Origin of the sequence: Arenibacter algicola, from assembly GCF_018860365.1 — a bacterium.
Classification (GTDB): Bacteria; Bacteroidota; Bacteroidia; order Flavobacteriales; family Flavobacteriaceae; genus Arenibacter; species Arenibacter algicola_B.
Map to the genome: position 1 here is coordinate 153425 of NZ_JAHKPO010000018.1, position 12372 is coordinate 165796.

14 protein-coding genes are annotated in these 12372 nt (G+C 39.1%); all 14 read right to left on the bottom strand.

All coding sequences use genetic code 11. The annotated features are described in order from the left end of the window. Positions 1-111: 111 nt before the first annotated feature. Positions 112-1224, bottom strand: coding sequence for a glycoside hydrolase family 88/105 protein (locus KO529_RS16120; protein ID WP_215948896.1), 1113 nt, complete (start codon positions 1222-1224; stop codon positions 112-114). Between the two features lie 277 nt (positions 1225-1501). Continuing rightward, the gene (locus KO529_RS16125) at positions 1502-1903 is read right to left on the bottom strand and encodes an ACT domain-containing protein (protein WP_215948897.1); all 402 of its coding nucleotides are present in this window, start codon (positions 1901-1903) and stop codon (positions 1502-1504) included. A 24-nt stretch (positions 1904-1927) separates the two neighbouring features. Beyond that, positions 1928-3097, bottom strand: a complete 1170-nt coding sequence (locus KO529_RS16130; RefSeq protein ID WP_215948898.1) for a Gfo/Idh/MocA family protein — start codon at positions 3095-3097, stop codon at positions 1928-1930. A 168-nt stretch (positions 3098-3265) separates the two neighbouring features. After that, positions 3266-3826 carry a DUF4256 domain-containing protein gene (locus KO529_RS16135; RefSeq protein ID WP_247097388.1) on the bottom strand — a complete coding sequence of 187 codons (561 nt, stop codon included), beginning with the start codon at positions 3824-3826 and terminating at the stop codon, positions 3266-3268. 119 nt (positions 3827-3945) lie between these two features. Further along, positions 3946-4959 (bottom strand): hypothetical protein, encoded by a 1014-nt coding sequence (locus KO529_RS16140; RefSeq protein ID WP_215948900.1) that lies wholly within the window; start codon positions 4957-4959, stop codon positions 3946-3948. Between the two features lie 226 nt (positions 4960-5185). Further along, complete coding sequence (locus KO529_RS16145) at positions 5186-5623, bottom strand: GNAT family N-acetyltransferase (RefSeq protein WP_215948901.1); 438 nt, start codon at positions 5621-5623, stop codon at positions 5186-5188. A gap of 123 nt (positions 5624-5746) precedes the next feature. Further along, the gene (locus KO529_RS16150) at positions 5747-6982 is read right to left on the bottom strand and encodes an MDR family MFS transporter (RefSeq protein ID WP_215948902.1); all 1236 of its coding nucleotides are present in this window, start codon (positions 6980-6982) and stop codon (positions 5747-5749) included. 378 nt (positions 6983-7360) lie between these two features. Next, entirely contained in the window at positions 7361-7708 is a 348-nt protein-coding gene (locus KO529_RS16155; protein ID WP_215948903.1) for a 5-carboxymethyl-2-hydroxymuconate Delta-isomerase, read from the bottom strand. An 87-nt stretch (positions 7709-7795) separates the two neighbouring features. Beyond that, a complete protein-coding gene (locus KO529_RS16160) occupies positions 7796-8425 on the bottom strand; it encodes an NAD(P)H-dependent oxidoreductase (protein ID WP_215948904.1) in 630 nt (209 codons plus the stop codon). Positions 8426-8436: 11 nt separating this feature from the next. Continuing rightward, positions 8437-9153: a GNAT family N-acetyltransferase gene (locus KO529_RS16165; RefSeq protein WP_215948905.1), complete on the bottom strand. Its 717-nt coding sequence runs from the start codon at positions 9151-9153 to the stop codon at positions 8437-8439. A gap of 5 nt (positions 9154-9158) precedes the next feature. Next, positions 9159-9605 (bottom strand): DMT family transporter, encoded by a 447-nt coding sequence (locus tag KO529_RS16170; protein ID WP_111624591.1) that lies wholly within the window; start codon positions 9603-9605, stop codon positions 9159-9161. A gap of 3 nt (positions 9606-9608) precedes the next feature. Beyond that, entirely contained in the window at positions 9609-10589 is a 981-nt protein-coding gene (locus tag KO529_RS16175) for a cyclase family protein (RefSeq protein ID WP_215948906.1), read from the bottom strand. A 70-nt stretch (positions 10590-10659) separates the two neighbouring features. Beyond that, the gene (locus KO529_RS16180) at positions 10660-11238 is read right to left on the bottom strand and encodes a Crp/Fnr family transcriptional regulator (protein ID WP_215948907.1); all 579 of its coding nucleotides are present in this window, start codon (positions 11236-11238) and stop codon (positions 10660-10662) included. Between the two features lie 362 nt (positions 11239-11600). Continuing rightward, positions 11601-12125 (bottom strand): GNAT family N-acetyltransferase, encoded by a 525-nt coding sequence (locus KO529_RS16185; protein ID WP_215948908.1) that lies wholly within the window; start codon positions 12123-12125, stop codon positions 11601-11603. Positions 12126-12372 lie beyond the last annotated feature (247 nt).

A 12372-nucleotide genomic window follows, 5' to 3' on the forward strand; every position in this document is an offset into this window, starting at 1 on the left:
CATAAAATTATAGCATTGAAAGCCATTGCTATGACCCGTATCAACAAGTTTTTACTTCTTTTACATTATGGATTACCGTAAAATAATTTTTAAGATATAATTACGGGTATCTTATTTTCCGCCGTACAACTTATAAACTTCCGAGCCGGCACTTAGAAAGGCTCCCGTGCCATAAACTTCAGTTTTGTCTGCCCAGGCCTTCCCAGGTGCGGCACCAATAGGCTGAACATAGCCCAACATTCCTTCATTGGTAACATGGCCCACCAAGGCGTTCCATCCCTTTTTTACGGCAGGGGTGTAGGTGGACTTATCCAAAATGCCTTGGTTTATGCCCCAAGCCAAACCGTATACATTAAATGAAGTTCCACTGGTTTCTGGAGTAGGGTAAAATTTTTGTCCCAATAAACTCATGGCCCAGTGGCCTTCTGGAGTTTGGATCTCCAGCAGTTTGGCAGCCATTTTTTTGTAAATATTCAGGAAATATTTGTACTCCTTGCTTTGTGGATCCAATTCGTTCATGATATTAACGAGTCCGGCAAACACCCAACCGTTGCCCCTTGCCCAAAATATTTTTGTACCGTTGTCCAATTTGCCCATATAACTTTCGTCCCTGTAGTATAGGCTTTCTTTTTTATCGAACAGGAAATCGGTGGTTGCCTTGAATTCGGTCATCATAAAGTCCAGGTATTTTTTTTCACCCGTAACATTGTACAATTTTGCCCAGACCGGAGGAGACATGAAAAGGGCATCGCACCAATTCCAACGATCCTGATGATAGGGAGTCTTCCAATGTAGGGAGCTTAGTGAAGGATGGTACATGATAAAATTAAACTGTTCCTTGGTAGGTTCTATCATATCCTTGTCCTGATATTTTCTATACAGATCAATATACATTTGTCCAACAGTATGATCATCGGCATGGTATTTTCTACGGTGTAATTGCCATTCATGTTTTTGCCCAATGTCTTTAAGCCACTCATAATACTTGACACTATCGGCCATGGCGGCCCATTTTACCATACCTACATACAAGGCGCCATTGGTCCAGTCCAATGGGTGGTGCGGTTTATCATGTCCACTGTATAACCCCTGGTAATTGTCTATCTGCCAGTCGGCCACTTTCTTCATGACCTTTGTAACTTCGGTCGGCTTTATATCCTGGGCTTGTGTAATGGTGGTAAACGCAAATACTAAAAACGACGTAAAAATGGTTGCTCTTCTCATTGATTGGTTAAATTATTATAGTGGATCATTGGTGTTGTACAGCATTAATAGCCTTCAATTTGTTATTTCCAAAGGTTTTGAATAATACGGAAAATCCATTGTTAATGATATTAGTTGTCAATAATAATAAATATTCGGTTAAAATCTTTTCAATTGAATGAATAATATGGCTGTATTATGATAATGATGAAATATTAGATAAAATATAGTCTTGGCTTTATAAGTGGGAAGAGCAGGAATAAGGGGGATGCTGCAACCATTGAATCATGGGTGCCTGTTATTCAGACTTGTCTGATAGGGCCGTTAAAACCAGCATTGCCTTTTCCGAATCCTTTGTATCCACAAAAATATGGTCGTGATAATAGCCGGCTATTACATTACAGCTTATATCATTTTTGGCCAATGCTGTTGAAAATACAGCGGTTAGACCTACCGCTTCCAGCGAAGAATGAATTTTTAGGGTAATCCAAGAGGCTACATATTCATAGGGTAACTTTAATTCGTCTGCCTTATTTCTGGAAATTACAATGGTTGTCCCTTCCTTTTCCTTGAATTCACAGATGGTATCCTTTCTATCTATACGATCCAAGTTTTGTACCGTAGAAAATACGTATTCCCTTTGGTTCAGAACAGGGGACATTTCATTTATTAGTCTGGATATGTTGGTTTCTCCACTCATTTAATTATTCATATTTAATAAAGCTTACACATTTAGTTTATGGGCCATTTTTTGACCTTTCAGCGCTAATTCCGTAGCAAGGAAACAATGTTCCTGTGTCATGGCCGTTTCGGTACGGTGCACCACATCGTTGACCAGTTGCTCGCCATAGGGCATATAGATATTGGAACAATCGTAATATTTTGTTTCTTTTTGGTTCACTAAAAATAGGTGGTTACCACCCTCTCTCCCTGCAATGTCGATGTATTTTCGCATTTCTATATAGCCTTCCGTTCCCAAAATAAAGGTGCGGCCATCTCCCCATGTACCTAGACCTTCCGGTGTAAACCAGTCGATTCTAATGTAGCCGGTAGCGTGTGCACTTCTAACACTCATATCCCCAAAATCTTGATAAGTTGGATTATGCGAATTTTTAAAATTTCCTATTTGGGAAAAATTTACATCTGCTTGTTTGGAGTTGGTATAAAATAGAAATTGGTCACACTGGTGCGAGCCAATGTCACATAGAATGCCTCCAGCCTTGTTGGGGTCGAAAAACCAGTCGGGACGGGATTCAGGACGCATTCGGTGCGGTCCCAGTCCTATAGTTTGCACCACTTGCCCTATGGCCCCGGCACTGACCAATTCCCCAGCTTTTATGGAGGCCGGATTGCCTAAACGTTCGCTATACATTATGGAATAAATGCGCTGCGTTTCCCTTTGTACTTTTTTTACTTCATCCAATTGTTCCAAAGTAAGTATGCCAGGCTTGTCCGCCATAAAATCTTTTCCGGACTTCATAACACGAATTCCAATTGGCGCCCTTTCTACAGGAATGGCGGCGCTGGCCACCAGCTGAATTGAATTGTCCTCAATAATTTCATTTTCGCTTTTTGCGATTTTAACCTTGGGGTAGCGTTTAGTGAATTGCTCCAACAATTCGGGTTCCTTGGCGTAAACGGCCAGCATAGTACCTCCACCGTTGATGAGCGAGTCTACCATGCCATAAATATGGCCATGGTTCAAACCTATTACAGAAAATTTAATGGATTCTTTAATACTGTAGGGTTTATTGGGTGGCAATATGATTTCTTCCGGTCTCGCGGTGTTATGTAAGTTGTGGCCAAATATTTGGTTCGGAATCATGGAAGTAGCGGCTATTCCTGCTAGTGAAGCAAAGGATTGACCAATAAATTTACGTCTGTTGGATGGCATTTGTTTTTGGTTTAGGTGTCAAGTAATATAGCAATAAACTTTAGTTAATCCAGTTAAAAGGGAATTCTAATGCCCACTTTATATTCTAAGGGAGATCATTTATAATGGTAGAATCCAAAGTTTTTCGAATCTGTTTTGTTCATTAAGTGCTTATGGAACTATTCGCAATCAGACCCTTAATGTTCCTCGGAATCCTCTAGCCGCATAATAGGAATCGGCACCATTGTGATAAACAAATACATGGCCATACCTATAATCAGCAAAGAGTGCTCCTCCAAGTTGTCTAATATTAGACGGAGTCCGTATCCAACTAGAAGTTTTTGTATCAAATTCCCCCAGTTTTTGTAGTTTTCTATAGTCCTCTTCGGTCATAATGTTCACGCCCATAGCTATGGCCATGTCACAGGCATTTTGTTCGGGTTTGAATTTTTTTCTCGATTCTTGTGCCTCTTGATCATAACAGGCGCTTCTTCTTCCTACAGGGCTTTCAGCTGAGCAATCAAAAAAAACGTAATCACCACTTTCTTCATCAAAATCCACTACATCCGGTTCACCACCTGTTTTTTCCATTTCATAAAGGGACCAAAGTTTACCTGGGTTCTCAATCAATTTATTTTCCATAGCCTTCCATTCAAGGCTTTTATGCCGATGCATGTTTTTATGAAAACGGTCTTTTAAAACTTCCAGAATAGTGGTCTGTTCTTTTGTGGTTAATTTCTTTTTTATCATGATTGGTAGCATTTTTTATGGCCTTATGCAATAGGGGAGGGTTAACTCCTTTCTATGTAGGATGAAATTAAGCTATTTTCATCATTCAAGGAAGGTGTTTGGCAGCTTTTGGGTATAGCCTATCTCCCATAATCACCCTGTGCATAGGAAGCTACAATACTACTGTTCGGAGTTTTGCAGTTAGTGGGAAAGTCGAAAAAATAAATACATTTCGGCAAACCATTGTCAAAGTCGATTTGCACCCAACCTTGACTACTACTACCAAAACCTGCATAACTATAATTGGCTTTCAAAGATTTAGGCCTCCCTTCATTGTCTTTGGAAAGTACGGAAACAGCTGAAATACTTCCAGGAGTATAACGATTGAACGACCAGGTTTTGGATTGGTTGGATACAAGGTCATCGATCAACTTAGTATAATCCTGGGATCCCGTAGGTCCCCCGGATTTTTTCATTGCGGCATATTTACTGCTACCGTCCATGCGGATTGAGGGTTTGTTCAGGGCAAACAATTTTAGGTTCTCTTCAAATCTTCGAACACCAGGACTATTACAGCTGTTTATCTTGAAAATCTGAAGCATATCATTTTTTAGACCTTTGGCCTGATGCATTAAATCAACAGAATTACCCATGGAATTTGGATCCAAGATCATTTCCATTGTAGTGCGTACGGCATCGGATCTTTGGATATTTTCAACCTCAATTTTGGCATTATACAAGTCTCGGCGGGCAAATAAGCCCGTGCCAACCCATTTATATTCTATACATACCCTGCTAAGCACATCACCATATATATTTTTTGAAACCTCTTCCACGGCGCATTCCTGTTCCAGAATTTCTACCTTGTCATCTGGAAGGTAGCTGGGACATTCTCTTCCAAAGGCCCTGAGGTATTGTTCAAAAATCATAAGGAATCTCATGTCCTCGCGTTTTAAATCAATATTTTCAAAATGACCTCTAAAAATATAATCGAAAAACTCGGCGTTGTACAAGCCGTCGGTATTAAATACCAACGATTGTGGAGGTGAGCTCTCTTTTTCTGAAGGGTGCGGAATTGAATGGTTATAGGAAGAAATAATAACAAATAGAAAACTTAGGAACAAAATCCGCATAAAATAATTGCTTTTCCACATGTGAAGCTTTGGTTGTTTTTAGACGAAAGGTCTGGATTAAATGATTGATTACATGATAAATATACAAATTATCATAAATTTATAAAATCCTACATGCCATTGTTTTTCGGTGGATTTTTCCAATTTATGTAATTCAAGTGTTCCATGTGGTGGCCCATAGTTTTCTGCAACTATTCCTGACTTCAAGCATTAAGGATAAGTACCTATGTATTGGCGCCTTTTTAAATCACAAATTGGAAATATGGCACTTAAATAAAATATACTCCCCTTCATTTGAAATTCCTTCGGTTACTGCCTCCCATCCCGACTTCAAATAAAAATTGACGCCTAATCTATTTTGTTTTAAACACTTTAAAGTAATGTCGAAATCGGCCTTTTCAATGACTTTGTTCAATAGCATGGTGCCAATGCCTTTACGTTGATATTGGTTGGAGATATACAGATGGTGAAGGAAGCTGTCCTGTAGCCATACCGAGGCAAAACCAACAATTTCTTTTTCCACTTTCGCCACTAAAATGTATTCTCCTTCAGTGTCATTGTTAAACGATGATTTGTTGATGGATTCCTTGGTCAGCCATGTAAAGGTAGTATTCCGAACTTCAAAATAGATTTGTTGAAGCTGTTCCCTATCATTTTCCTCAAAATCTGTTATCTCTACTTTCAACCTAAATCACAGTTTTATCATACATTTTCGACCCTACTGTTTCTATAATTAAGGGACAATCTTAATTGCAATTTTTTCGCAGACCTAACAATTAGGTCTTATTCACACATCCACTTTTTTGGTTTACCCAACACTTCTCAAAGAACTGGTTGCACTTGCTTTTTCCTTCTTTAAAAAATGAATGAACAGCAACATGAATGCTGCACTGGACAATGCCAAGAGGGCAATTATATACCAGGTATACCTATATCCCAAATTCGCCACTAAATTCATCCCGATGCTGTGCCCAAAAATATGGGCTATGGAGAACGAAATGGAGTAATAGGCCATGTATTGTCCTTGGTTTCCCTTTATGGATCTATTTAGGGCCAAGGAATTGGAAAACGGAAATACGATCATTTCTCCAAATGACATAAGAATCATACCAATAATTAAGGCACCTATCCATCCGATGAGATTAATTACAATGAAGCTCATTGCGGTTAATAACACCCCGATAAGGATGAGTTTGGACATACTATTTTTACCGCCTTCCAACCATTTTATCAATGGCATTTCAAAAATAAAAATAAGAAAGCCGTTCAAGCCTAGGAGCAGGCCGATCTCTGCCTCCGTTAAATGGTGCACATCTTTGTAAAACAAGGGAAGGGTAGATAACAATTGAAAGAATGACAGCCCAAACAATGCCATTGCCACCAAAAGGATCATAAAGGCCTTATCCGTGTAAGCCTCTTCTGGATTTGCCACCTTTATTTGCTCAATAACCTTTGCTTTTCTAGGATTAAGAATTTTTAATAATAAAATACCCGCAATAAAACAGGTAATGCCGTCTATCCAAAACAGTCCCCCGTAACTTAGGGCAAAAATAATGAGGCCTCCCAAGGCAGGTCCCGCAGAAAAACCTAAATTTATGGCCAACCTGATCAGCGTTATGGAGCGCGTTCTATTTTCTGGTTTACTATAGGAGCTTAATGCTACAAACATGGCCGGACGGAACATATCGGCGATGGCCATTAGAACCAAGACTCCAACACAAAAACCAACAAATGTTGTAATGTACTGTAAGAGGATAAATGAAACTCCTGAGGCCAATAGGCTTATTACCATCACCTTGTAATAGCCTATTCTATCCGTTAATTTTCCTCCCAACCAAGAGCCGATCACAGACCCCAAGCCGAAAAGTGCCATGATCCAACCCACATCCGAAAGGCTAAAGTTTAAACTTTGGGTAAGGTATAGGGAAAGAAATGGTATAACCATGGTACCGGCCCTGTTAATAAGTGTAATAAGTGCCAGCCACCAAACTTCTCTGGATAGTCCATTAAAGGTGTTAAAATAACTGGATAATAGCTTTCTCATTTTTGTCGTTAATTTTTAATCCCACTTGGTATAATGGTATATTCCTACATTGGTGATAGATACGAGATAATTGTTACAGATTATCATCCCAATAATAAAAATTTGATTCCTTGTTCAACGCAAATCCGGTTTTTGAATATAGATTATTGCCCTTTAATTGAATATTTTCGTTTCCAAAAACATCCCGCTGGCAGATGTCTCTTTTACTAATTGCTTGGTCCTTTCAATTAAATGTTTGGAAATTGAAAGTACTCCTTAATTTGCTTTTACCAATAAATCATCCAATAACCATAACCTTTTTATTCCCGTAGATGAAAATAATAGGTAAAGTTGCGTGAAAGCGGTTAATTAGTATTATCCCTGATATACTGTACAAATTTACCCTACCATTGATTTATTACAGTAGGTGGCTTTCTCAAAATCCCTGATGTTTATGGAAATAATAGGAACTTCGGGAAACATTGATTTTAATTCAGAAACTATTTTTTTTGATAAATCTTTTTTTTCGGGAATGCTTCTTCCTTCCATAATATTGGCGAAAACGTGCATAAAGTCGTCCCTGGTATTGCCTATCGTATAGTATTCAAAGGGATTGATCCTTACCTTGATGTCCCCGGCTTCAAAAAGACCGGATGCTTCAGCGGTATCATAAACCCTCTGAATGATTTCGTTAGGAGCTTTTTTGTTTAAAATGTTTTGCGAACAATCAATTACAAAGTGTGGCATACTATTATTCTTTAGATTATTTTAGGCAAGTCCAACCTGCTTTATAAGGAGGTTGAACTTGCCATTCTTTTTCTCAATTCTATTTGGTCAGGCAGTTTGGAATAATTCTTCCTTGGTCTTTCTTATTTTTAATCTATTCTGGGATTTATCGGAAGCGGATCTATACCCTACAGGGGCTATCACGGCTGCATTAAGTCCCAGTTCATCCAATCCCAATATTTGATTATAGGCCTGGTTGTCAAAGCCTTCCATGGGACATGCGTCTATTTTTAGCTCGGCACAGGCAATAAGAAGATTGTTCAAGGCCAAATAGGTTTGCTTTTCCGACCAACTTTTTCGTTCCTCTGCCGACATCTTGGCGATGCTTGACTTAATGGATTCTCCATATTGTTTTATCCCATCGGAAGAAGTGCCCTGTGTAGTGATAATTCGTTCTACATAATCGTCTACATGCCTATCATAATCAAGGGTGTAATTACAAAAAACAAACAACTGGGATGCGTCGGTAATTTGCGATTGATCCCAAGAAGCTTTTCGCAGTGCTGCCCTGATTTCATCGTTTTCAATGATCAATACTTTATAAAGTTGTAGGCCATAGGATGATACGGAAAGCCTTATGGCTTCTTTTAGAAATTCCAAGTCTTGCTTGCCTACCTTTCTTTTTGGGTCGAACATTTTGGTGGCATATCGCCAATTAAGGTGATCAATTAAATTCATTTTATACTGTTTTAATGTTTTACAAAATTTTGAATAAGGAAATCTTCTTGAAATCCGGTTTTTAGATATAGTCCTTTTGCCATGGAAGACGCTTGTAGGGTGGCATAGATTGCACCTTGCTTCTGGGCCAGGTACAACACATAATTAAGTAGGTCTGCGGCATATCCCTTTCGTCTATGGTCCGGGACAACACCAATGGAGTGAATGCCTGCCGTATTGGGATTATCTCTATAAAGAACAGCTGTCCCAATAGATCGGGATCCATGGTTCCCAATGAGATAGTCCACCCGACCCATGGTGAGTTCTACTGTTTTCGGGCTGATAAAGTATCCAAAGGCTTTAAGGAAAAGATTGGACCACAGTACAGCTGAGCTGGCATCGCTTACCTTTTGGAAGGATAATCTATGTGTTCTATTGTGGGTGCCATTCAGCTGTAAGGACATTCCGGTCAATTCATTTTTTAAGGAGAAACCACGGGACTTTAATAGTCCTTCCGGCACAATGTTTTGCCATATGGGAATAGTGATGCCGTCACTTTCACACCTAGTAAGGATTTCCTCCAATAGCTCTTGGGTTGGAGGCCTATGAAACCATAATTTATTAGGCCAATCTGATTCTACCACGGTGCTGATGGCGTAATTGGCATCGCTGATAAATGTACCGTCCTTAAGGCCTGCCAAGCTCCATAAGCTTGTAAGATTTTTAATGTTTGCTGTAATCAAATCCATAATCATTAATATTTTATCAGTATTACTCCTAAGGTCATCACTATCATTCCCATAACTTTCTTAATGGTCATGGGTTCCATGGGCATTCCGAACCAACCAAAATGGCTCGCTATCGCTGCAAAAATTATTTGACCACTTAGTCCAAAAATTACCGCTGTAGATATCCCAATACGTGGAATGATGTAGTAAAAGAGCGTAACTGCCAAGAAACTTAAAGCCCCTCCTGTAAACCACATATAGGTGGGTATAGATTGTATTTGGTCTATACTTGGAAGTTCGCGGACGGTCATGAAAACTGCAATTAGTGTAAAACTTGCACTCATTACCAAGGCAGCGGTGGTAGCTAGCAAGGTGTTGTTTAGCAGTATCCCGAGCCTAGCGTTAATTCCACCCTGGATTACGACCAAAATACCTACCGAAAACGAGAGAAGTAATAGCGATGAATTGTTCATGACTTACTTTTTTGTGTTAAAAGGGATGGCAAGGGGCCGCATTGGGGATCCGCTTGCACCCCTTAATTTTAGGGATGCCGCAATAAATGCAAATTCATAGACCTCATCTTTGGATAGCTCTTCCAAGGATAGCTGCTCTATGAACATTACCCCTTTTTCGGCGAGTAGATAGGTGTGCACGGGTACCCAATTGTCTTCCCGTTCTGGCGGAAATGCCTCAAAACTAAGGTTATCTGCACCCAAGAGCATAATTCCTTGCTCTTCTACCAACCACTTAACGGCCTCAAGGCCAATACCTGGATAGTTATCTAGGTAGTGTGAGGCATCTTCGTAGAATTCGGCTTGGCCGGTTCTGATCAAAACAACATCCCCGCTCTTTAGCTTTATACCCTGTTTTTTAAGAGTGAGCTGTAAGTCTTGGGAGGTGATGTGATAGTTTTTTGGAAGGGGTCCTTTTGCATTCGCCACATCCAAGAGTACTCCTCTGGCAATAATTGGAGGAATAGTTTCTGCTCCGGTCTTCTTCCAGCCTTTGTTTCCTAGGTATTCCTCTGGGGTAAATCCGTTCCATATTTTCCCATCCAGGCCAAAGTGGTTCAGGGCATCTATGTGTGTGCCCATATGGGTATACAAGGAGATGGCGTCCCCGGTATAGCTTACCTTTCTGTTCATTTCCTCTCCTAGGCCATTGGGATTGTCCACTATAGTGCCGTGTGGTGTATGTGTAAGCCAATACTGGTATCCCGGATCTCCCAGCGAATGAAAACTGGGCATCCCAACAAAGTATTCTACACTGAGGTCGTAGGTCTTTCCAGAGGATATTTTGGAGAGTACCTGAAGCTTTGAAGCTTCGGTCATCATATTTAGGGTGCCAATTTGATCCTGTGGTCCCCATGGGCTTTTACCCACTGTTTCTTGTTGTTGCCCTCTCAACATTAACTGAAAAAAGAGCAGGACTGTAATTAAAATGTTCGTTCTTTTCATGGTTTAAATAATTTGTTTGTGCAAATATTAAAACCATGTGGAACTATTTCATTAAGGTATCTTAAGAACGCTAATAATCCCTTATATTTTTCCGGATGGAGCTTAGGTGCTCAGGGGTCACCCCCAAGTAGGAGGCAAGCATATATTGAGGAATCTGTTGTTCTATGTCTCTGTATCGCTCAATAAACTCAAGGTAACGTTGCTCGGCGGACTGACTCATATTATTGATCGTTCTTTCCTGTAGGGCAACATAGCCATTCTGTGTTTTGATACGGAAAAATCTATCCATCATATGGATTTTATCAAAGAGTTCATTTAATCTATCCCTATGTATTTGAAGTACGGTACTCTGTGTAATGGCCTGAATGAAGAATGTTGCAGGTTTTTGGGTGAGATAGGCATACAAGTCGTTGATCCACCATCCACTTATCCCAAATTGTAGAATATGTTCAGCACCCAATTCATCTAGGTTATACAGTTTTACGCATCCTTGGGAAATGAAGCGCATATGGTTGGAATATTCCCCGCTTTGAAGTAAAAATTGTTTCTTTTTAAGATGGACCGGTTCAAACGATTTCTGGATCAGCTTGGATTCATCTTCGGTAAGAGGTACTAATTCCTTAATATTTCCAATGAGGAGGTCATACATTATTCACAGATTGGATTACACTTAAATTTATAAAGTTAAACGTCGAATAAAAATATTATCAGTTAATTTCTATAATCAAGGCGGTATTGTCATGATCTAAATAACAGTGACGGTTGATTGGAATAAAAATAGTTAATTAAGGTAAACGACGATAATGGTGTTGATCTTTTTCGGTTTATATGTACCCATTGTTATTTCTTATGGTGTATGTGGGAATTTAAGTATAGACGTGAAATTATTTTTTTGTTCTTTATCCATTTTTATTCAACTAATCCAAGCTATAGTTCCACAATTTTTAAATAGTCAGCTTTTGATATTGTTGTATCGCTTTAGTAAAATTGCCCTCCCCAGTAAATTGGGATTTATCGGTTCCAATTCTCCTTGTCTATCCGAAATATATTGAAGGATTTTATCTTTTTTTCGAATGTCATTCCATTTCTCAAAGCGACTTTTTCAGAGCTTAGGTTATCTATGTGAATCATAGAGATCAATGAATTAGCAAAATTATTCTCAAAAGCATAATTTTTACATTTTTTAGCAGCTTCAATGGCAAAACCATTTTTCCAAAACTCTGGAAGGATAGAGTAACCTATTTCCAATCTCTCCCTATTTTCAATGGTTTGGACTAGGAGCCCGCATTGACCCACAAGTCGGTTTGTTTTTTTATCGATCAGCACATTCATTCCGCCCAGATCATTTTCATATCTATGAAAAGCTTTGTCGAACCAAATCTGGCATAATTCCAGTTCCGTTAGTTTTGGATCAAGGTCTAAATATTCCGCAACATTATCTGCCTTAAATAAATGCACCCAAGAATCGAAATCCTCTGATTTAAGTAGTCTAAATTTTAGCCTTTCGGTTTCCTGTCCTGTAAGTAGGTATTTCATTTGTCAGCAAGTGTAACACAAAGATAAAGGATCATGGTAAATATGTCTTTTATAGCCTTAGTATAGTAAATCCAAATTATTTCTGTAGTTCGGATACTATTGGTGTAAAGCCCAAGAAAGGCTTCATAAATACAAGGCTAGGGTTGAAACCTATTCTTAAAAAAACAATTGAAAAAAGATGGAAGACAAATGTAAATTTTTTAAACAGTCATTGATTATGTGGATCAGGTCACCAAAGTCCAAATTT